This window comes from Variovorax sp. WS11, assembly GCF_010499245.1.
GTDB lineage: Bacteria > Pseudomonadota > Gammaproteobacteria > Burkholderiales > Burkholderiaceae_C > Variovorax.
In genome coordinates this window covers 593549-614234 of record NZ_JAAGOW010000005.1, presented here as the reverse complement: position 1 = coordinate 614234, position 20686 = coordinate 593549, and the positions used below count along the sequence as shown (strand labels likewise).

Here is a 20686-nt window from a genome sequence, read left to right as displayed (position 1 = left end):
CAATGAGTCCTACTTGCGATGAGCCATGAAGGTCCGTGCGTCTCTGGCGGCGGGCCAATAGAGGGTGGCCTGCGTGGCTGCCTTGCCCACGCGAATGGTCTTGGAGCGCGTGAGTCCCGCGTAGCTCGCGACGACGCGGTAGACGCCGGGGCTCAGCGCGACGTGGAACAGGGGACCGCAGTCCGTGAACGGACCCAATGGGGCGCTCTTGTCCGCGGGCTCGATCGTGACGGTCACGCCCGCGAGATAGGCGCCTGTCTGGGCCTCGGCGAAGGTCAGGCGCAGGTTGTACAACTCCTGGTTCGCCTGCATTTCCTGCTGGCCCTCGTAACTGACGCCTCCGCTGGCATGCGCGCCCGGTGCGAGCACGGGTAACGGGATGGGGAGCGCGGGTCCCGATGCGCCTTGCAGGGCAAGCAGCGCGGCGGCGCGCCGAGGACTGGACGTTCCCCTCGGTGTGCCTTGATCAAACGCAAGGCATCGCGCTCGGCGCCGCGCCTGCAAGGGCCCTCTACGACACACCGGCCAAGTCGAGGTCTGCGAGCATCGAAATCGCGGCGCTGGTCGAGAGCGATAGGTCGACGATCAGATCGCGGCGGCGACGAGGTCAAGGCCGTTGCGGGCGCAGGTAGATCGTCCAATAGACCAGGGCGACCAGCACACTGCCGCCCACCAGGTTGCCGGCGATCACCGGCCCCAGGTTGCGCAGCAGATCCAGCGTGGACAGCGGTGCGCCCAGCAGCATCGCAAGCGGGAAGAAGTACATGTTGGCAATGGAGTGCTCGAAGCCGGCGGCGACGAACGCAGTGATCGGAAAGACGATCGCAACCGCCTTGTCGGCGACGCTGCGGCCGGCCATCGCCATCCACGCCGCCATGCAAACGAGAACGTTGCACAGCACGCCGCGAAAGAACAACTCGACGATTGGCGTCTCGGCCTTGGCAGTGGCGATTCGAACCGCGGCGGCGGCCACTGCACCGCCGTTCATCGAAGCGTGGCCGGACCAGAACACTAGCAACGCGAGCCCGGCCGCCCCAACCAGGTTGGCCAGGCAGACCACCACCCAGTTGCGCAGCAGCTCCGCGCTGCCGACGGCGCCGCTTGCCCACGCCATCGCTATCAGGTGGTTGCCGGTGAACAGCTCCGCGCCGGCCACCATCACCAGCAGCAGCCCGAGCGAAAAGGCGAGCCCGCCGAGGAGCCGCGAGACGGCGAAGCCGAGGGATGCGTCGCTGGCCACCAGCGTGAACATCAGCGCGCCGAAGCCGATGAAGGCGCCGGCCAGAACGCCCAGCATCGCCTGCGTCGCCCATGGCAGGCGCGCCTTGGTCACGCCGAGGTCGCGTACGCGCGCGGCGATCTCCGTGGGGGCATAGGCATCGGCACCGAACGTGGCATGACGATGGACTGTCTGCGTTCTCTGCGCCGCCGTGTCGGGAGTTGCGCCGTCGACGTGAGGGGCAGGGGTCAGGAGTGCGGTCATCGCAGGTCTTTCGTTCCGAGGCGCTGCGCCCATTCCTTTGCCTTGGCGATGCCGATCCGGATCGCCTTGCCGTCGTCGCAGCCCTCGGCGAGCAGTGCATTCGCGATCTCGATCGCCTTGAGACGCACCTCGACGGCCAGCCCGCGCATCGACACAGGGCAATGATCGGTTGTCCAAGGCATCGAAGGCGCCGGTTGATGTTCAGACCAGGTTGAATTGATCAATACAGATCGGGCTCAAGACCCGGGCGGGCGTCTGCCGGCGCCGATCTGGGGCGCGCCGTAGTCGCTGTCCATGATCACGGTGCGTCCCCGGGGGCCGAGGGTGACCTTGACCGCGTCGGCGAGCGTATCGACGCCGCGGCGGATCTTCTCGCGCGCGTCTTCCCGGAAGAGCAACTTCTTGGTTGTCATGGTGGCGAATCTCCTTTGGCTGCGACGAAAGCATCGCTCTGGGAGCAACACAGTAGACGGGAGGACGGTGGCGCCGTTTGATGGTGCGCAAACCCAGAGCACACCGAAGCGCTTCTTGCGATGAATCGTGGTCGGTTGCGCTGGATCAAGGTACCGGCAGCGGCAGACGGCGCAGGCCGGCACGCGCAGGCGAAGCTCGCCCGCGTCCGGTTCCGGCAGCGGACGGCTTTCCATCCGCAGCGCTTGGCCTGGGCCGGGGAGCACCATCGCCTGCATCATGGCGTCACCATGCGATCGCCGTCAGCCCTCCACGAGCAGGTTGTTCACCACGTTGGCGACGCCAGGAGCGGACCACGCGGCGCCCTGAGCGGCCTTGCGTTCCGCCCAGGAATGCACCTTGCCCTTCAGGGTCACATCACCGCCGTTGACGAGGACCTGGATCTGGCGGGTCTCCCGGTCAGCCTGCCGGTCCAGGGCTTCCCGAATCCGTTCTTCGACGTCGGCAGGCGTGAATTTAGGCTTCACGATGACCCGGTTCGTGACGCCGGTAACGCCGAGCAGGCCGCGCACGGCGACTTCCGCTGCCCTGCCCTGGTACTCCCATTCGACCTCGCCGTTCAGCGTGATCCAGCCTTTTTCGACCATCGGGCGGATCTTGTCGTCGGGGACGAGCACGTTCCACTCGAGGGCCCGCTCGGCTGCCAGGGCGATGTCGGCATCGGTGCGCTCATGGCCGGAGGGAAGCTTCACCTGCATCTCGATTGCCAGCGCCTTCACGCCCCTGACGCGCTGCACGGCACGCTCGATGGCGTGCTTCTCGGCGTGACTGCGGGGATGGCCGGTCAGGGTGACCACCCCGTCCTTGACGATCACGCCGACGTCGGTGGCCGTGATGACCGGATCGAAGTTCAGTTCGGCGACGATATCGCTGCGCAGCATGGCATCTGGTTTCATGAGCTGTCCTTGATAGGTCGATTGAGGTGAGATCGCCATCGCGTGCGGCTCCCAGCCCGCGATGCCGATGGGCTTACTGTATGGGCCGCGGGGAGCTTGCAACTTGCGTTGGATCAAACGGTGATCTTGAAGGACCAGTAGGGTGGCAGAAGCCTTTATGAACACGCGCAGAGTGGAGAGCTCAGTGCGCCCCGATCCGGAATTCCCATGCACAAGTCCGACGAAGTTGCCGCGAAGCTTTTTGGCGTCTCCTACGAGGCCCTCGATGACGTGGCCAAGAAGGTTGCTCGGCACATTTCGGAACGAACTCACATAGCGCGCAACCTTTCGAAGGAATTCGACGCCGAACCCAACTTCGGGCAGCGGGCAGCAGATGCGGTCGCCTCGTTCGGCGGATCCTGGACCTTCGTAGGGCTCTTTGCCGCCACCATGCTCCTTTGGATGGCGCTCAACACCGTGCTTCTGGCCAGAGGCGGCAGCACGTTCGACCCCTATCCCTATATCCTGCTCAATCTCTTTCTCTCCATGCTTGCGGCTATCCAGGCCCCCATCATCCTGATGTCGCAGAAGCGGCAGGCCGAAAAGGACCGCATCAGCGCGGAACACGATTACGAGGTCAACCTGAAGGCCGAGTTGGAGATCATGTTGCTCCACGAAAAGGTCGATCTGCTGCGGAACAAGCAATGGGGGGAGTTGCTGGAAATCCAGAAGGAGCAGTTGAAGCTGCTTTCGGTACTGATGCCCGAGAGGCCAATGGGCGAGCGCTGCCCGGTATGCGCTTCGGCGTCGCGAACGGCGAACGTGATTTAGTGCGGCGGGTCGTGCATGGCCCGACCCGCACGTCGTGCGAGCCGCCGGCCTCTGCGTCACTCGATTCTTCGCGATTGCCTGGCCGTACGGGTTCTGCGGCGTGCCAGGTTTCCCAGGTCATCGAATGCCGGAATCATCGCAAGCACGAGCAATACGAGGGCGAGAGGAACGGTCGATACGTATCCGACATGCTTGAAGCCGACCGCGCCGAGCAGGCCGCCGAGAAAGAAGGAGACAACGAGGAGTGCGAGAACGCGAAGCCGCTCGCGGTTGGCCACTACGCGCAAATGTGAAGGCGGGCCGGCAGCATTCCGATAGAGCAGCTTCCCAAGCTCGATGCCGATGTCAGTCACGATGCCGGTCAAGTGCGTGGTTCGAATCTCGGCGTGCGACAGCTTGGTGATCACCGCGTTCTGCAATCCCATGATGAAGCAAAGGAGCATGACTGTTGCCGGCACAAAGAGACCTTGGATGCTGGAAAGCCGGGCGCCCAGGACTCCGAAGCAGATCAGCAGAGAGGCCTCCACCAACAGTGGCAGCGCGTACTCGCTGTGCATCCGTCGCCGGCGTGCGTAGTTGACAAGCATCGCGGAGCTTGCCGCACCCGCCACGAACGACACAAGTCCACCGGCCCCGCCAAGCACCACGTCATAGGCGCCCAACACGAGACTGTCGGCCATCGACGAGACGATGCCCGTCATGTGAGAGGTGTACTGCTGGACAGCCAGAAACCCGCCGGCGTTGATGGCCCCGGCCACGAATGCCAACGCAAATCCAAGGTGGCGATTCGCACTCGCGGTTCGCTTTCGGCCTGTAAGACGCCTGACGTAGTTGATGGGCATGGGCACGGTGGTGAAGAGATCCGAATGCTACGCGTCTGGAATGGTCCGTGCTGGCGGATCCCTCTGCCTTGACGAACATCAAGGCCCGCGGCTTCGTTCGCCGTGAAGATCGGTGTACCGTGCCATCCGGCCGGTGCATACACGAAGAGGCTCGAGCCATGAACATCAAGACCATTCTTGTTCACCTGCACCACACGGACAGGTGCAACGCCCGTGTGGACCTCGCTAACCGTATCGCGAGAACGCAGGGTGCCCATCTGATCGGGCTGCTGCCCAGCGGCCTGCTCGAGGGCACGATCCCGGCGGACGTGCTTCCCACCGGCATGACCGACTACATCGCCGAATCCGCCCGCTACCTGCGGCAACGCGCGGACGCGATCGGCAAAAGCTTCAGGGCCAGGCTGGGCGACGGGGGCGCAGCGGGCAGGGTATCCAGCGAGGTCCGCGAAACCGACGGCACGTCGATCGACGCGCTCGTGGCGCACGGCCGCTCCAGCGACCTCATCGTCGTGGGCCAGGAGGACAGCGCAGGCGAATGGGATGCGCCGGCCCGCGGCCTCGTTGCCGAGGTGATGCTCAACGGGGGCCGGCCGGTGCTGGTTGTGCCCTACGCCGGCGAGTTCAAGGATGTGGGGCAGAACGTGCTTCTGGCATGGGACGGGTCCCGCGCAGCGGCCGTGGCGATGCGGGAAGCCTTGCCGCTGCTGGCCCAGGCACAGCGGGTCACGCTTGCTTCCTTTCGACGCTCGAAGGCCGCCGAAGACCAGACCCTTCTGATCCCGGAGATGACCCGCTGGCTGCAGCGCCACGGCGTGCGGGCGACGTGCGAGGAGGACATCACGGAGATCGACACGTCGGACGCGTTGCTATCGCGTGTCTCCGACCTGGGAGCCGACCTGATCGTGATGGGCGGATACGGGCACTCTCGGCTGCGCGAGAGGGTGATGGGAGGAGTCACTCGAGGGGTTCTCTCGCACATGACGGTGCCGGTGCTGATCGCGCATTGAAGTCCGTCCCGCCAGGGGTATCCCCTGGCGGATTTCGCTGTCTCACTTCTTCTCGGGCGGAGGTTGGCCGGGCCGCGCTCGAACACCGCGGTCAAGGCGTGATGGCGACCTGCCGCGCCATGCCCAGGCATGATGTCAGGGCACATCAGCACCTGTCGGGCCGACGGCTGGGATCGGTTTGTCCTCCAGGACGATGCGTCCGGGTTCGACGAAGACGGCGGCTTTCATCCTGGGCAAGAGGGTCTCCTGAAGTCGACCGGCTGCAAGTTTCGGTCGAGGTCGCGCTGTCTGGTTTGCGCAAGATCAAGGCAAGTAAGCGGCGGTGTCGGCGGGCTTCTGCATAATCAACCGCGCCAGATTGGACGACTCCGAGATCCCCATGCGCATCCTGATCGTGGAAGACGACACCCTGCTGGGCGACGCGGTCGCGACGGGCTTGCGCCAGCTCGGGCACGTGGTGGACTGGTTCGGCGATGGTGTTCTCGCCGATGCGGCCCTGTCGACCGCGTCCTTCGACGCGATGGTGCTGGATCTGGGCCTGCCTGGCGGCGACGGCATGCAGTGGCTGTCCCGCTGGCGCGGCCGTGGCCTCAAGCTTCCCGTGCTGATCCTGACGGCGCGCGATGCCATCGAGCAGCGCATCGCCGGCCTCGACGCAGGGGCGGACGACTACCTGGTCAAGCCGATCACCATCGACGAGCTCGCGGCGCGGCTTCGCGCCATGGTGCGCCGCTCGTCGGGCCAGGCGCAATCGGTGTGGCAGCACGGTGCGCTCGAATACGACCCGGCCGCCAAGCTGGTGCGCTGGAACGGAGAACAGGTGGACCTGACGGGACGCGAGATGGCGTTGCTGGAAGCGCTGCTTGCGGATTCCCAGCGGGTATTGTCCAAGGCCTACTTGCAGGAAAAGCTGTACGACTGGAGCGGCGGCGAACCGGAAAGCAATACGCTGGAGGTACACGTCCATCGCCTGAGGCGCAAGATCGATCCCATGATCGTGCGCACCGTCCGCGGCGTCGGTTATGCCCTCGGCTCCGGTGAGCCTTCCTCATGAGCGAGCCGACGGGGCGAGAGCCGCGCAGCCTTCAGCGCCGGCTGGTGCTTTACCTGCTGATCTGCGCACCGCTCGTGTGGGCGGTCGCGCTGATCGTGTCGGTCGATCGGGCCCGCCACGAGGTCAACGAGCTCTTCGACACGGAACTGATCCGCCTCGCTCGCCAGGTGCAGGTGACGCTCAAGGACTCCAGCGCCACGGGCACGACTGCGGCGCCGGCGCTGCCGGCGCCGCCGAGGCCAGGCAGCCCGGCGGCCGGTGAATCCGACGTGCGCGACCTGGCCGTGGCGGCCTGGGACCGCCAGGGCCGCTTGATGCTCGCCGATCGCGAAGGTGCGGAGTTGCCCCGCCTGCCGGATCGCTCGGGCTTCGTCGACGAAGAGATCGATGGACAATCCTGGCGCGTGTACTACCTCCAGTCTGTCAGCGGCGAGTGGCTGGTGGCCGCCGGGCAGAAGACTTACGAGCGCGACGAGGTGGTCTACAGCCTGACGGCGAGCCAGGTTGTCCCCTGGCTGCTTGTGTTGCCCGTTCTGCTGCTCACCATGAACTGGGCAGCGCGCCGGGCCCTGGAGCCGCTTCGCCAGTTGACCGCCGACCTCCAGGGCCGTGGCGCCGACGACCTGGCACCGGTCCCCGGCCATTCGGCGCCGGCCGAACTGAAGCCCCTGGTGGGCGCCATGAACGGACTATTCGAGCGTATCGAGGCCTTGCTCGCGCGTGAGCGCCGTTTCACGGCCGACGCTGCCCATGAGTTGCGCACGCCGCTCGCGATCCTGCGAGTGCAGTGGGATGTGGTGCGCCGTGCGGCCGCTGGGCCGGAGCGCGACGATGCCGAAGCCAAGTTCACGGCCGGCTTGGAGCGGATGGGGCGGCTCGTCGCGCAGATGCTGGCGCTCTCGCGGCTGGAAGCGGGCAACGTGCCGGCGCCGAAGACGGAGGTCCGTTGGCCGACCGTGGTCGAGGAGGCGGTGAACGAATGCCTGGCGCTGGCCGAACGTCGCCGGATCGACCTGGCCTGCGATTGGCCTCCCGATGGCAGGCACCCGATGCCCTTGCTGGGTGACGAGCACCTGCTTGTCGCTCTGCTGCGCAATCTGCTCGACAACGCCGTGCGCTACGCCCCGCCGGGAAGCACGGTCACGTTGCGCATCGGCGAGGAGCAACTCGAGGTGGAGAACGAAGGTCCGCCCCTGAGCGCCGAGCAGCTGGCACGCCTGGGGGAGCGCTACTTCCGTCCAGCCGGTCAGCCCGAGAGCGGCAGCGGCCTGGGCATTTCGATTGCCCGGCGCGTCGCCGAGTTGCACGGGCTGGAGCTGGCCTTCGAAACATGCGCGGCGGGGCAGGGCGTGCGCGTGGCGGTGCGCTTCGCCGCCGAGCGGCGCTGAGGGCCTACCTGAGCTTCGTCTTCTCGAGCAGCGCCCGTGCCTCCTCGCGGCGTCCGGTGTCAGCCACCTGGCGCCCCGGCCGCGGCGGGGCCTGGATCGCGCGCTCCAGGTAGACCACGGCCTGCTCGGGCTGCTTGCTTTCGAGCAGGTACTCGCCATAGAAGTAGTTCGGGTCGATGCCCTTGGGATTGAGCGTGAGCGCCTTTTGCAGGAGCTCCCTGGCCTTTGCCTTGTCGCCGAACCCGACCGGCCAGCCCGGCACCTTGTAGTAGAGAACGCCGAGGCTGTTGTAGGCCGAGCCATCGAGCACGTCGCCGTTGATGCGAATGGCTTCCTCGTACAACGCCTTGGCCTGCTTGACCAGGCCCAGCGCACCCAGCCCGCCCTTCTCGCCCGCCCTTAGGGCGACGATGATGCCCTCCCACCAGGGGGTTCGCTGCGGTCCGGATGCGCTTCGCTGACCTTGTGCGCCCTGGCGGCGAGGGCCTCGAAGCGCTTCTCGCGTTCTGCAGGCGGCGTCTGGTAGCGGATGACCTCCCAGTCCCGCTGCAGTTCGGTGACCGACTCCTCCACGCCGGCGGCGCTGGCGAGGTGCGGCAGCAGGCCGGAAAGTGCTGCGGCGGCGAGCAGGGCGCCCGCCCAGCGTCGACGGGGCAGTGCAGGGGACGATGGGTGTTCGGATCGGGTCGTCATGGCAGAAACCTCAGTGAATCGTGGTGAAGGAACTGGCGCGGGCTGCGGAGTCTCCGGCCCGCTCGGCGGGCTCCTGCGGCAATGCTGGCAGGCTGCGGCGATGCCTGGCGAAGGCGCCATCGAGCAGCGCCGGAGCGATGCCGTTGATGCGCACCGCAAGCTTCTCGGGGTAGCCCAGGAAGCGCTCCGGCGTCTCTGCTTCGAGCATCCTCAGCATCGCGCGCGCCACCAGGGCCGGATCGTCCATCGCGCTTCCGGTGGCCCGGTTGTAGGCTTCCACCTCCTGGCTGTTGAAGGCGGTTCGCGTGCCGCGTGGGCCGAGGTACTGCACCTGCACCCTGCTTTCCGCGAGCTCGCGGCGCAGTGCCTGCGCGAAACCGCGCAGGCCGAATTTGCTCGCGCTGTAGATGCTGTAGCCGGGCAGCCCGATGCCCCCCAGCGCGGAGCCGACGTAGATCACCTGGGCGCGCGGCAGGCTGCGCAGATGGGGCAGCAACGCCCGGGTCAGCAGCATCGGCGCCAGCAGGTTGGTCTGCAGTACGCGCGCCATGCCTTCCGGGGTGGAGGACTCGAGATGCCCGAAGCTGGCAACGCCGGCCCCGTGGACGATCACGTTGCATCCCCACAGGCGCGCGGCCTCGCCGAGGCTGGCCAGCGCCACCGTGCTGTTGAGGTCCGCGCAATGCCACTCGACACGCGGAGAATGGCCGGCCGTGCTGTGCAACAGCGTCCGCGCCTGGGCAGCCAGCCTGGCCGGCGAGCGCCCCGACAGCATCAGTGCGGCACCGGCCCGCATGAAGGCCGCTGCGGCAGCTTCGCCGATGCCGCCATAGGCGCCCGTCAGCAGGATGCGTGCTTCGGCGGCCTTCACGAAGCGGCTCCCGTGCTTGCCTGGTCCGCAGTTCCGTCGCTCGTCAGCGGCAAGGGCAGGTCGCGGAACACGTCGCCGTAGAGCCTGAAGAAGGCGCGGGCAGCATGGACGATGTCCGCCTGGTCTTCAGGATCTTCGATGAGGTCCATGAGCATCGCGAAATGGGCCGTGTGCTCCTGGTCAAGCGTGCCGTGCGAGCGCAGGTAGCTGAAGGCACTGTCGGGAAGGGCCAGCGACATCTGGATCTGGTCGGCAGCCAGCAGTGCCAGCGAGACGCTGGTCCCTTCCAGCACGTGCACCATGCCGAAAAATCCCAGTGGGTTGCGCCGCGCGATCGTGTCGTACGCGTAGGCCACCATCACTTCCGCAGCATGGCCCGGCAGCCCTTCGCGAACGGCGTCGGCGTCACCGCCACAGGCGCGGATGTCGTCGAGGATCCAGCCGTCGTGGCCCTGCTCCTCCTCGACGTACTCATCGAGCGGCGCGTGCAGCCAGGCCTGGCGTTCCGGCAGCGCCGCCTTGCAGGCCTTCAGCAGGGGCACCGTATGGCGCACGTGGTGGTAAGCCTCGCGCAGGAAAGCGACATAGCTGGAGAGCGAGACTTCGCCCCGCAGGCAGCCCTGGATGATGGGGGCGGACAGCAGGCCCATCCGGGCGTCGGCGGTTTGCTTGAGCAGGTTTTCGTAGAAACTCATGGGAACTCCGGGCGGGAAGATTCAAGTGGTGGGAATGTCCAGCGCATCGGCATGCGCTGCGAGGATGGCTGCGCGTTGCGGGCGGCCGTTGGTCGTGGCCATGCCGGATGCGGCATCGAAGGGGGCACGCCCGCGCGTCCAGCGATGCACGCGCGCATAGTCGGGAAGGCGCGCATTCGCGGCGTCGATGGCGGCCTGCAGATCGGCATCCCTGACCTCTGCCTGCAGCGGCCAGAGCACGGCACTGAGCGTGGCTTGCCCGTCGCCGAAGACCACGGCCTGCCCGATGGCGGACTCGTCACGCAGCAGGCCCTCGATCCACTCCGGCGACACATTGCGTCCGAAGGAGGTGATGAGCACCAGCTTCTTGCGCCCCCGCACGTACACGAATCCATCCTCGTCGATGCTGCCGAGGTCGCCGGTGGGCCACCAGGCGGGTGGGGGCATCGAGTCGCCGAGGTAGCCCGAGAACAGGCTGCCGGCCACCTCGATCTCTCCGTCCGCTGCGATGCGCAGCCGGGCGTGCGGCAGCACGCGCCCGGCGCTTCCGTCGCGCTCGGCGCCCGGGAGGTTGAGCGTTTGCACCGACGCGCCTTCGGACAATCCGTAGCCTTCGCAGGCAGGCAGCCCGACCGAGCGCGCGGCCGCCAGCAGCCGCACGCCGACGGCGGCGCCGCCGACGGCCACCATCCGGAGTGACGCCGGGGCGCGCGCGCCGGCCCCGAGCAGATGATGGACCCAGGCCCGCAGCATCTGCGGCAAGAGGATGACGCTGTTGGGCTGGTGCCGCTCCACCACCGCATGGAAACGCGCCGCGTCGAAGCTGGACGAGCCCTCGAGGCCGAGTTCCTTCAGCGGCAGGACGATGCAGGTCGCACCGCGCGCAAGCGGCGCCATCAGCCCGGCAATGTTCTCGAGCAGCACCGCGAATGGCAGTGCGCAGAGATGGCGCCGGATGTCGAGAGGTGCCATGGCCTGCACCAGGCCGCTCGCGACGCGCTCCATGCTGTCTGCCCCGAGGCAGACCCCCTTCGGAGCCCCCGTGGTGCCTGAGGTGAAGGTGATCTTGGTGGTGCCGGGCGGCATCGGCGCCGCCGGGAAAGGTAGCCGTACCATCGCGAGCGGCTCGTCTGCGATCTCGCAGGCGATCGCAGGGGCGTCGGGCCAGCGAGCCGCCAACGCGCCCGGCGTCAGCAGCGTGTCGACGCCCGCAGCGCTCAGCACGTGGGAAAGCTGCTCGGAGCTGAAGAAAAGCGGCAGCGGCACGTGCACCACCTGCGCCTGTTTGCAAGCGAGGTCGGTCACCACCCAGGCGGGGGTGTTGTCCATCAGGGTGGCCAGCACTCGCGTGCGCTGCGCCGCGAGCCGGCCTGCCAGCGCGCTCGCCGCTGCGTCGAGCTCGGCAGCGCCCCAGCTGCGCCGGCCGTTGTCCAGCGCCGTCATGCGGTGCGCCTGACCAGTTGGCGCAGCGCGTCGGGAAGATGCCCTGCCAGTACCAGCGGCCCATGCTCGTAGTAGCTGCCCCAATGCATGGCATCGGGGCCGAGCGCGGCAGGGTCCGCCGGCCCGAGCTCCAGCGGCGTGACGCCGATCCGAACGAACAGCTGCCGCAGTTCCTGTGTCAGGGTCCCAACCACCCATTGGAAGCCGTGCGCGGCCAGGTGCGGACCCAGCAGGTAGACCAGCCGGCGCCCTTCGCCGGCACGCCCGGCGGCCAGATGGCCGACTTCGACGATGTTCGCGCGCTCGGGCTGCAGATGGGCATGCCGTGCGAGAACGCGTTCCACGGGTGCATCGAGATAGTGCTCGAGGAACAAAGGGCCCTGCGCGGCATGACGGTAGCCGGCCGCTGCAACCAGCGTGCCGGCACGGTCGCGCAGGCTCACCAGCACGGGTGCGAAGTGCGTGATCCGCGCGTTGAAACGTCTCGCGTAGACCTGTCTGATGAATTCCTCGACTTCCGGTCGTCGAGGGTCGCTGTCGGGATGTATCCCGAACGGTGGTTGCGCGGGCGCGGAGTTGGCGCGCGCCGAGGGCAGACCACCATCTTCCTTGCGGAAGGACGAGGCCATGAACATGTTTGCTCCAGATCCAGGCCCGCTGAAGCGGGCTAAAGGAAGCATGTTCGAGGCGCCCGATGAACGGCGCCTTAAGCCGCTTGTCTGGAAGCCAATGCTCTCTGAACCACCGACCAGACGGATCAAGCGCTCGGATCGGGCCGCCACGCCATGTCGATGCGGCCGTCGACGATGCCGATACACCGATCTGCGGCCGAGGCGAAGTCGGCATCGTGCGTGACGGCCACCACGCTCTTACCGAAGTCGCGGGTCAGGTCCCGAAGCATGTCGCGCACGTTGGCGCTGGCCGCCGAGTCGAGATTGCCCGTCGGCTCGTCGGCGAGGATCACGAGGGGGTCGTTCGCCAATGCGCGGGCGATGGCGACGCGCTGGCGCTGTCCGCCGGACAGCTGGCTCGGCTTCTTGCGGTGATGCCCTTCCAGCCCGAACTGATCCAGCAGTTCGGCAGCGCGAGCCTCGGCCGCCTGATCCGGGAGGCGGCCGAGTTTGCGGATCGGGAGGGAGACGTTGTCGAGCGCGCTGAACTCCGGCAGCAGGAAATGGAACTGGAACACGTAGCCCAGCCGGGCCAGCCGAAAATCGGTGAGCCGATCGTCGTCGAAGTCGCCCGTGTCCTCCCCATCGATCCAGATGCGCCCCTGCGTGGGCCCATCGAGGAGGCCCAGCAGGTACAGCAGAGAGGACTTGCCCGAGCCCGAAGGCCCCATCACGCAGACGAACTCGCCGCGTTCGATCTGAAGACTCACGTCCTTCACCAGCGTGACGGGCACCTCGCCCTCGAGTGTCCGGGTCACGTGTTCGACGCGGATCACCGGGCCGGCTGGCGGGCTGGCGGCACTCACGCTGCGCCCCGCAGGATATCGACCGGTCGCACGCGACCGGCACGCCGCGCGGGAAGATAGGAGGCCGCCACGCACGACAGCATCGCGAACGCGGCCGCCATCGCATATTGCTCGGCGCCCCAGAACATCGGCAGGCGCACGATCTCCGTGACGCCGGGTGGCCGGATCTCGACCTGGCCGAGCAGCTGCATCAGCGCCAGGCCGAGCAACTCGCCCAGCACGCTGCCGACGAGTCCGACGATCAGCCCTTCGAGAAGAAAAATGCGCCGCAGGTCGCGCGAATGAAAGCCCATGGACTTCATGATCGCGATGTCGCGCGTCTTCTCCATCACGATGGTGGAGATCGTGTTGTAGATGCCGAAGGAGGCCACGACGAGGATCGCCGCCACGACGCTGTACATGATGATGTTGCGCACCAGCAGCAGGCTCAGGAGGTCCTCGGACGCCTCGATCCACGACACGGCCTTGTAGCCCGTGGTTGCCTCGATGGTCTGCGCCACGTTCTGGGCCGCGTACGGGTCAGCAAGCTGGATGATCAGCCGGTTGACCCGGTTCTCGCGCCCCAGCAGCGACTGCGCGCGCTTGAGCAACACGAAGGCCTGGGCTTCGTCATAGGCAGCGTTGCCGGTGCGGAAGATGCCAACCACGCGCAGGGAGCGGCTGGTGCCGTCGACAGCCAGGACAACCAGCGTGCTGCCTAGGCGCAGGCTGAACTTGTCGGCCAGTCCACGGCCGATCACGACGCCATTGGGGTCGGCGGCCAGCGCATCGAGCGAGCCGCTCAGCATCTTCTCTTCGATGGTCGTCACGTGTTTCATCTTGTCGGGCACCACCCCGGACAGGGTGACTCCCTGCTGGCGTCCGGCGAAGGTGAGCACCGCGGCGTCGGCGAGCACGGGCGCGGCGCGCACGCCCGGCAGCGTCTCGATGAAGGCCAGCCGTTGCGGCCAGCCGCGGATGCCCCGTGTCTCGCGCAGCGGCCGGACGTTGCGCACGCGGACGGCGCCATCGGGCCAGCGCAGCGCTGCGGGTTGGGCACGGCCCTGGCGCACATCGTCGAAGACGGTGATATGCGGACTGCTGTCGACCAGGCGCTTGAGGAAATCGGTTTCCGAGCCGCGCATCAGGCCCGAGACGGCCAGGAAGAACGCGACGCCGAGCACCACGCCCGTGAGCGAGACCAGCGTCTGCCGCTTGCGGCTCGTCAGATGCGCCAGCGCAATGTCGAGGGCGATCGCCACGTGTCACCGCCTGGCCAGCGCGGCCTGAAACGGCAGGTCGATCGTCGCGGGGATCCCCCGCGCGCGCCGCCCGTCACGCAGCGCGTCCGTCGGCGAGAGCACCACGGTCTCGCCATCGGCCAGCCCGGAGACGACCTCGGTGCGTTCGGCACCGACCGTTCCCTTGACCACCGGTCGTCGATGCAGCCGGCCTTTGGCCAGCAGCCATACGGCATCACCCTTGATCGCGCGGTTCGGCAGCAGCAGCGCTCCCTCCCGGCGCGAGACGATCAGGTTGGCATCCATGGTCATGCCGCTTCGCATGGGGCCGGCATCGATGGGCGGAGCGTCCGCCAGCCGGATGCGCACGCGGTAGCTGCGCGAGATCGGGTCACCCTTGGGCGTGATCTCCGCCACTGTGCCCTCGTAGAGGCGATGGGGCAGGGCATCGCTGCGCATCGTGACGGTCTGGCCAATCAGGACGCGGGCGATGTCCTCTTCGTCCACTTCGGCCGTCACGCGCAACGGCGCGCAGCAGGCCAAGATGAATACCGCCTGGCCGGCAGGAACGAACTGGCCGGCTTCGCCATCGCGGCGCAGCACGATTCCGTCGGCAGGAGCCACGAGCTGATTGTAGTCCCGCTGGACCTGGGCCCGCCTGGCCGCCGCCTGCGCCATCTGCAACTCGCTGCGCGTGCGATCGAGCTCGGCCGGCGCCACGAAGCGCTGCTCCACCAGCGAGCGGGTGCGCTCGAACTGCGCGCGGGCCAGTTGTTCGCGTGCACGCATCTCCTGGATGGTCTGGTCAAGGTCGTTCGATTCGATGCGTGCCAGCACCTGCCCGCGCTTGACCTGCTGGCCTTCTTCGGCATCGATCGCGACCAGCCGGCCGCCGGCGCGAGGCGCGACGGGCACCATCACGGTCGGTTCCACCGTGCCGGTGGCGTACACCGCCTCGATGGCCGGCCCACGCGTGGGCTGCGCGGTCTCCACGCGCACGGGCCACTGCCGCCAGGCGACGCCGGCCGCCAGCAGGACCAGGACACCGAGGCCGGCGACGATGCCGTTTCTGCGCTTCAAACGCGTTTCTCTCCACATAGGTGCCGTCTTTATCCATGAGCCAACTACCGGGTCGGTTGATCCATGTCAAGCTTCGGTGCCATGGCCGCTCCTCATGGCCACCGTGGCCATCTCGCTATGGGACCGCCGCAAGGACAGCTTCGACACTTTCGGTCTCAGTGAACAGGGACTCCATCAACCGGCGTCAATTTCGGCCGGCTTCGCCTCGGAGCTTCTCGGATCCGGACTGCACGGTCAACGCGTTCACTAGGGATCCTATGCCTTGAACTCGTTGCGCTGCACATTCGACGGCATGTCGCACTGCCGGACTGGACACCTGGCCGGTCAGTGTGACGACGCGGTTTTCGACACGCACATCGACACCGGCGCCGCAAGCTGCCGGATCCCAGTTCGAGGCTGCAAAAACTTCGTGTCTCAGTTCCATATCGGGATTCATGGTGATCCTTTTTAGCCCTGCCAGATGCATCACTCTAGTCGCTGCGTTGGACGACTTGTTTGCGATGTGTCAAGGCCCAGGCCGGTCCCTGCGCCCGATGCGCGGCATCGCCGCCCTGGAGAAGCTACTCGAACACCAGCGCCTGCCCGGGCGGTACGCCGGCATTCGCTCTCGTCAAACCGGGCCGAGTCAACTACTCGATCGTGTCGGCAGTGATGGTGAACTTGGTCCTCGTTTGGAGCCATCGCGACCGATCGCTCAATCGTTGAGTCATGTCAAAACTGCATTCGTCGCGCGTCGATAGCCCTGAGTCATCATCAAAAGGAGATCACATGGCTGCCTTGGATCGCTCGGAAGCACTTTCGCTCGGCCTGCCTTTTGGAGCGCGCGCGCGAGAAGTTCATCGGCTCCTCACAAGTGTCGACGATGCTGACAACGCCAGATTGCCCTCAGCCTGGCAGGACCTGGCCCTCTGCGCCGCCGAGAACTTTGCGCGCGAGGACGTCTGGATGCGGGCAACCGGCCATGCATCGCAGAAGGACCACGAGATCCAACATCGCGTGGTGCTGGGGGTCATGCGCGAAGGTGCGTTGCAGGCCGGCGAAGGAAAGCTCTTGCAGGTGCGCGAGATGGCGCGTCAACGCAGGGACTGGTATGAAAGCATGTCCAGACCATGGATGCAGCGCAGGCGCTCCATCTGCGCGGCGCCGGCTTCGAACCCGCGAACGCCGAGGTGCAGGCGAAGCCTTCGCCTCCCGTGTGGTCCGCGCTGCGTGAAGCCCGTTTCCTCGGATTGAGCCTCAGCTGGGCGCGCCTGGCGGCTGCAATCCACCGCGGCCGACAAGGCGAGCGGTAATGGCTGCCTTCAGCGGCGGCAGATGCTGAGCTCCGCGAAGGATCAGCCGTCGGGAAAAGCGCTGTGGCGCGCCGATGCATCGCGTAAAGGGCTTCGCGGCGTGTGCCCCAGCTCGGAGACGTAGCGCTCGATCGCGGGCCGCGCCGAGCCCGCCTTGTAGGCCCGCTCGTGCCGAGGCTGATGAAGCACAGCGGCTCCTCGTGCTGGTCCAGGGCGAACAATGCGCGCAGTCCTAAAGACTGCAGCGACTTGCCTGTGGTCAGCGCCGACTCATAGCCCAGGACTGTCGCGGTCAGAAGGACGTTCTGGATGGCGCAGCCGGCCGACAGGATCCTCTCGGTGGCCGGAATGTCTCCGCCGTCGGGGCCCAGCCGCATGATCGCCAGCATCAGGACCGGGGCCTGGAATGCCTTCTCGCGCGCTCTTCCGTGCTCGTCCGGCGTGGCTGCGGGATCGCGTTCCTGCAGGGACTGCGCGAAGACGGCGGCCAGCCGCCCTCTTTCACGCGGTGGAACGATGACGAAGCGCCACGGCACCAGCCCGCCATGGTCGGGCGCCGCGGCTGCGGCGGCCAGGATCTGATCGAGTTCGGGTCGCGCGGGTCCCGGCGCACCCAGCCGCTTGGGCAGCACGGTACGACGCGCGTGCAGGAGCTGAGCCACTTGCCGTCCGGTGATGGGCGGGTCGGCCGGCTCGACGGTCGAGGCGCAAGGGGCCGTATCAGTAGACATGTCGAGTTCCCTCGTCGAGATTCAGCAGACGCTGCGGGTGTGCCTGTTCCTGCGCCAGCCGCAGCAGGTCTTCGAAGCTTGAGATCATGGCGGGTGTTCGTTGTCCGGCAGATAGGTGAGGCGCTGGCTTTGCGCGGCCGGTTGCCCCGGGTGCAAGAGAATCGTGACCAGCAGCGACGCGTCTGTCAACGCGCGGACCGCGTGCGGCTCGCCACCCTCGCCACCAAGCGGCCGGCAGCGAGATGGCACGCACGTGACGGCGTCGTGACCGTCGCCTCGCATCTGGAAACCGAGCAGTAACAGACGAGTTTGACTCGTCACAGAAATCCTACTCATGAGTCAGTAATTTAGCGGACGATTGTGAAACTTGCTCGGCCTCATAGAGTCCAATGGCTGATGAAACGAGACGGTCGCACTCTGGCCCACAACACGCTTGAGGAAATGCGTGTTGTGGCTGTTCAGCGCATGAACGAGGGAGAGCACCCCGCGGCTGTGGCCGCATCCTTTGGCATGAACCGATCGTGGGCGTACAAGTGCAAAGCGGCGGCGCGCGGACGTGGCCGTGGACTGAAGGCTCTGCGGTCGACCAAAGGGACGGGGCGGCCTCGAAAGCTCACCAGCGCCCAGGAGCGGCAAGTCTTTCGATGGGTCAATGGCAAGCGCCCCGATCAGTACGGCTTTGACTTTGGACTGTGGACCCGGCAGATCGTCCAAGAACTTCTGCTCGCGCGCTTTGAAGTGAGCCTGTCGCTCGCCTCGATTGGCGCGCTGCTTGCACGCTTGGGGCTGACCACGCAAAAGCCACTGCAACGCGCCTATCAGCGCGACCCCGCTGCGGTTGCTCGATGGAAAAGCGAGATCTTTCCCGCGATTGCCACCGAGGCGCAAGCCAGTGAGGCGGAAATCTTGTTCTGGGATGAATCCGGATTCCGAGCCGACTCGGTGCATGGCAAGACGTGGGCCAAGAAAGGACAGACCCCCGTCATTGATCGGCCGGGGCAGCGTCAGAGCATCAGCGCGGCGTCCGCCGTCACCGCAAAGGGCGCTTTCTGGTTTGCGACTTATTCCGGCGCGTTGACTGGTGAGTTGTTTGTCGAATTGCTCAAACAGTTGATGCGAAAGCGCAGAAAGCCGGTGCGCCTGATTGTGGATGGACTTCCCGCGCACAAGAAGGCCATCGTGAAGGAATACGTAGCCAGCACCGCCGGCAAACTCACGCTGCACTTCTTGCCCGGCTATGCGCCTGACCTGAATCCCGACGAGTTGGTCTGGAGCCATGCCAAGCGCACAGGAGTTGCTCGCTCGCCTTTGAAAGCGGGCGAGAAGCTGCAGTGCCGAGTTGACGGTCAACTGCAGGCCATCGCCGAAGACAGCGCCTTGGTTCGTTCCTTTTTCAGGCATCCATCTGTCTCCTATATTTCTGACCTATGAGTAATGCGGGCGCAACGGCCTTCGTCCTGGTCGAGATGCGCTCGTCGCCGGTTCTCTTCGTCGGCGCGGGAACTAGCACCACGGGAATGGTCGAACTTCGCAGAATGCGCTCTGCATCGCTGCCGATCATCACCCGCCCGCCACCGCGACGCCCGTGCGAGCCAAGCACGATGAGTTCGGCCGGCCACATCCGTGCTTCGGTTGCGATCGCTTCGCACAGCGGCGTCGTAAGGTCACCGTACAGAACTGCATCGGCGCGTATGCCTCGAGCCTCGGCAGCTGTTCTTGCCGCTTCGAGGATCTGTTGACCACCATGACGCAACGCGTCCAGCCAGGTGTCTGTATCGGCGAGCCTGCGCGGCAGCGAGAGATCGTCCAGCACGTGGACGAGGCGCAGCAGGCCATGCGTGCTCCTCGCGATGTCGATAGCCGCGTCCAGCCCCCGACTGGAGCCTGCGCTGCCATCGATGGGAACCAGAATCCGTCCGTACATGGCGATTTCCCTTCCTGAGACAGTCAATGGGGAGGTGAGAACGCCGGTATTGCGGCGCCCGCGAAGGCCTCGAGTGCCAAGCCGAAACTGCCCGAGTTCTGCAGTGCGCTGACGATCTTCCGGAAAAGCGGCCGGTACACCTCGTCGGCCTCGCAGCCCGCCAGCGCGTCGCGGTTCGTCAGGAACGCTGCGTCGAGTTCCGCCCATTCGTCGACACTGAGCACCGCCTGGGCCAGCGGCAGGATCTCGGTTTCCTCGACGCGCATGTGATCGAGATAGAAGTCGGCATATTGCTTCATCAAGGCCTCGAAATGGCGCCGCCGGGCTTCTCCGTGGGCGGCCTCGCTCATCATCCGGAATCCGAGCAGCGCGTGTTCGAGCTCGCGGATGGCCTTCTCGCCATGTGCATGGTCGCGGTCGAGGCGGTCGAGCACCGCGTCGGTGTGTGCATCGCGCCCGCGCAGCTTGGGGAAGAGCAGCCGGCTTTCTTTGGGATGGTGCAGCTTCTCCGGGAACTCGTCGACGTAAAACAGCATGGCCTGCAGCGCATCGAAGTCGGGCAGGGTGTTTCGCCGCCGATGCTCGCCCAGCAGCAGGGTGATCGCGCGCAGCATGGCCGACAGCGCCCGATGTTCCTGGCAGATGGTGGTCAGGCTGGGGTGCGTCATGGCCTGATCTTTCTTGTGCCAGACCGTTGCCCCATGTTCAGGCGTCTGCCCGCCGCCGACTGGCGCGCCATGCCGCGCCTGGTAGCCATACCAGAGACTGCCGGCAATGCGATGCGCGAGATCGTCGGCGCGCTGCCGCAGCGCAGCGTTGCCCAATGCCTGGGTGGTCTCCCGGAAGAGGGCGAGCCAGCGGTGGAACAGCTCGGCCGTGAGCCCCGGCAATGCCACATGCTTTGGGATGGGCGCTCCTTTGTAGCGGGCCGTGCCTCTGAGGGCAGACGACCAGAAGTCGACCAGCTTTGCCAGGTGCAGCTCCCAGTCGGCGACCTGCGATTCAAAGATCGGGGCGAGCACCGGGTCCTTGCGCACCTTTGAATAGAAGGCATGGACCAGGCGCACGACCTCCTCTTCGGTACAAAGCTCAGGATCTGGCATGAGCGAACTTGCAAGCCGCGCGCCCGTGGCTTTTTGCTCCGCGACCATCCTACATCTCCTTTTGTCTCCTGTCGTTGCGCTCCGTTTGGAACCGCCATGGAAGCCTAGCGCGGATCGGCCGCCGCTTCTTTGATCTGAAGCAAGCTCGTTGCGCATCGACCGCTACCTGCAGGCCGACCAGAACCGCGCGCGCTTCTCGCGCGTCG

General features: G+C 66.4%; 23 protein-coding genes and 3 pseudogenes. 6 read left to right on the top strand and 20 right to left on the bottom strand.

Going from position 1 to position 20686, the window contains the following annotated elements; all coding sequences use genetic code 11:
* Window positions 1-9 precede the first annotated feature (9 nt).
* From GXN78_RS37460 to GXN78_RS37440, 5 genes are all read right to left on the bottom strand, one after another.
* A complete protein-coding gene (locus tag GXN78_RS37460; protein ID WP_106555337.1) occupies window positions 10-369 on the bottom strand; it encodes a hypothetical protein in 360 nt (119 codons plus the stop codon).
* A gap of 238 nt (window positions 370-607) precedes the next feature.
* Window positions 608-1483, bottom strand: a complete 876-nt coding sequence (locus GXN78_RS37455) for a formate/nitrite transporter family protein (protein ID WP_106555336.1) — start codon at window positions 1481-1483, stop codon at window positions 608-610.
* Complete coding sequence (locus tag GXN78_RS37450) at window positions 1480-1665, bottom strand: hypothetical protein (RefSeq protein ID WP_106555335.1); 186 nt, start codon at window positions 1663-1665, stop codon at window positions 1480-1482. Before GXN78_RS37450 ends, GXN78_RS37455 begins: the two co-directional genes overlap by 4 nt.
* Window positions 1666-1719: 54 nt before the next feature.
* Window positions 1720-1896, bottom strand: a complete 177-nt coding sequence (locus GXN78_RS37445; RefSeq protein ID WP_164256194.1) for a hypothetical protein — start codon at window positions 1894-1896, stop codon at window positions 1720-1722.
* Between the two features lie 300 nt (window positions 1897-2196).
* Entirely contained in the window at window positions 2197-2850 is a 654-nt protein-coding gene (locus tag GXN78_RS37440) for a BON domain-containing protein (RefSeq protein ID WP_106555334.1), read from the bottom strand.
* A gap of 207 nt (window positions 2851-3057) precedes the next feature.
* On the opposite strand from GXN78_RS37440, the gene GXN78_RS37435 reads away from it, so the two are divergent.
* On the top strand, window positions 3058-3660 hold the full coding sequence (locus GXN78_RS37435) for a DUF1003 domain-containing protein (protein ID WP_106555333.1): 603 nt from the start codon (window positions 3058-3060) through the stop codon (window positions 3658-3660).
* 56 nt (window positions 3661-3716) lie between these two features.
* Here GXN78_RS37435 and GXN78_RS37430 read toward each other — a convergent pair whose 3' ends face one another.
* Complete coding sequence (locus GXN78_RS37430; protein ID WP_106555332.1) at window positions 3717-4502, bottom strand: YoaK family protein; 786 nt, start codon at window positions 4500-4502, stop codon at window positions 3717-3719.
* Between the two features lie 158 nt (window positions 4503-4660).
* Here GXN78_RS37430 and GXN78_RS37425 point away from each other — a divergent pair, with 158 nt between their 5' ends.
* From GXN78_RS37425 to GXN78_RS37415, 3 genes are all read left to right on the top strand, one after another.
* Entirely contained in the window at window positions 4661-5509 is an 849-nt protein-coding gene (locus GXN78_RS37425; RefSeq protein ID WP_106555331.1) for a universal stress protein, read from the top strand.
* A gap of 379 nt (window positions 5510-5888) precedes the next feature.
* On the top strand, window positions 5889-6563 hold the full coding sequence (locus GXN78_RS37420; RefSeq protein ID WP_106555330.1) for a response regulator: 675 nt from the start codon (window positions 5889-5891) through the stop codon (window positions 6561-6563).
* A complete protein-coding gene (locus GXN78_RS37415) occupies window positions 6560-7951 on the top strand; it encodes an ATP-binding protein (RefSeq protein WP_106555329.1) in 1392 nt (463 codons plus the stop codon). The genes GXN78_RS37420 and GXN78_RS37415 overlap by 4 nt, the downstream gene beginning before the upstream one ends.
* A gap of 4 nt (window positions 7952-7955) precedes the next feature.
* Here GXN78_RS37415 and GXN78_RS42325 read toward each other — a convergent pair whose 3' ends face one another.
* From GXN78_RS42325 to GXN78_RS37370, 10 genes are all read right to left on the bottom strand, one after another.
* Window positions 7956-8294, bottom strand: coding sequence for a tetratricopeptide repeat protein (locus GXN78_RS42325; protein WP_343231049.1), 339 nt, complete (start codon window positions 8292-8294; stop codon window positions 7956-7958).
* A gap of 56 nt (window positions 8295-8350) precedes the next feature.
* Window positions 8351-8644, bottom strand: coding sequence for a hypothetical protein (locus GXN78_RS42320; RefSeq protein WP_343231048.1), 294 nt, complete (start codon window positions 8642-8644; stop codon window positions 8351-8353).
* A gap of 10 nt (window positions 8645-8654) precedes the next feature.
* Window positions 8655-9515: an SDR family oxidoreductase gene (locus GXN78_RS37405; RefSeq protein WP_106555327.1), complete on the bottom strand. Its 861-nt coding sequence runs from the start codon at window positions 9513-9515 to the stop codon at window positions 8655-8657.
* Window positions 9512-10210 (bottom strand): iron-containing redox enzyme family protein, encoded by a 699-nt coding sequence (locus GXN78_RS37400; protein ID WP_106555326.1) that lies wholly within the window; start codon window positions 10208-10210, stop codon window positions 9512-9514. The genes GXN78_RS37405 and GXN78_RS37400 overlap by 4 nt, the downstream gene beginning before the upstream one ends.
* A gap of 21 nt (window positions 10211-10231) precedes the next feature.
* Entirely contained in the window at window positions 10232-11653 is a 1422-nt protein-coding gene (locus tag GXN78_RS37395) for an AMP-binding protein (protein WP_106555325.1), read from the bottom strand.
* A complete protein-coding gene (locus GXN78_RS37390) occupies window positions 11650-12288 on the bottom strand; it encodes a thermostable hemolysin (RefSeq protein WP_239143136.1) in 639 nt (212 codons plus the stop codon). The genes GXN78_RS37395 and GXN78_RS37390 overlap by 4 nt, the downstream gene beginning before the upstream one ends.
* 122 nt (window positions 12289-12410) lie before the next feature.
* On the bottom strand, window positions 12411-13130 hold the full coding sequence (locus tag GXN78_RS37385) for an ABC transporter ATP-binding protein (protein ID WP_106555324.1): 720 nt from the start codon (window positions 13128-13130) through the stop codon (window positions 12411-12413).
* On the bottom strand, window positions 13127-14371 hold the full coding sequence (locus GXN78_RS37380) for an ABC transporter permease (RefSeq protein ID WP_106555323.1): 1245 nt from the start codon (window positions 14369-14371) through the stop codon (window positions 13127-13129). The genes GXN78_RS37385 and GXN78_RS37380 overlap by 4 nt, the downstream gene beginning before the upstream one ends.
* Window positions 14372-14374: 3 nt before the next feature.
* Entirely contained in the window at window positions 14375-15430 is a 1056-nt protein-coding gene (locus tag GXN78_RS37375) for an efflux RND transporter periplasmic adaptor subunit (protein ID WP_164256281.1), read from the bottom strand.
* A gap of 184 nt (window positions 15431-15614) precedes the next feature.
* Window positions 15615-15854, bottom strand: coding sequence for a BON domain-containing protein (locus GXN78_RS37370; protein WP_239143147.1), 240 nt, complete (start codon window positions 15852-15854; stop codon window positions 15615-15617).
* 284 nt (window positions 15855-16138) lie between these two features.
* Here GXN78_RS37370 and GXN78_RS37365 point away from each other — a divergent pair, with 284 nt between their 5' ends.
* The gene (locus GXN78_RS37365) at window positions 16139-16663 is read left to right on the top strand and encodes a hemerythrin (RefSeq protein WP_146162987.1); all 525 of its coding nucleotides are present in this window, start codon (window positions 16139-16141) and stop codon (window positions 16661-16663) included.
* A 289-nt stretch (window positions 16664-16952) separates the two neighbouring features.
* Here GXN78_RS37365 and GXN78_RS37360 read toward each other — a convergent pair.
* Window positions 16953-17453 (bottom strand): annotated as a pseudogene (locus GXN78_RS37360) (nitroreductase family protein); the annotation flags it as partial.
* 396 nt (window positions 17454-17849) lie between these two features.
* Between GXN78_RS37360 and GXN78_RS37355 the strand changes: the two are divergent.
* Window positions 17850-18884 carry an IS630 family transposase gene (locus GXN78_RS37355; RefSeq protein ID WP_106561525.1) on the top strand — a complete coding sequence of 345 codons (1035 nt, stop codon included), beginning with the start codon at window positions 17850-17852 and terminating at the stop codon, window positions 18882-18884.
* Here GXN78_RS37355 and GXN78_RS37350 read toward each other — a convergent pair.
* The 3 genes and pseudogenes from GXN78_RS37350 to GXN78_RS37340 all read right to left on the bottom strand — a co-directional run.
* On the bottom strand, window positions 18847-19377 hold the full coding sequence (locus tag GXN78_RS37350; protein ID WP_106558846.1) for a universal stress protein: 531 nt from the start codon (window positions 19375-19377) through the stop codon (window positions 18847-18849). The genes GXN78_RS37355 and GXN78_RS37350 overlap by 38 nt on opposite strands.
* A 23-nt stretch (window positions 19378-19400) precedes the next feature.
* Window positions 19401-19961: pseudogene (locus GXN78_RS37345) on the bottom strand (hemerythrin domain-containing protein); the annotation flags it as partial.
* A gap of 144 nt (window positions 19962-20105) precedes the next feature.
* Window positions 20106-20480 (bottom strand): annotated as a pseudogene (locus tag GXN78_RS37340) (group III truncated hemoglobin); the annotation flags it as partial.
* Window positions 20481-20686 lie beyond the last annotated feature (206 nt).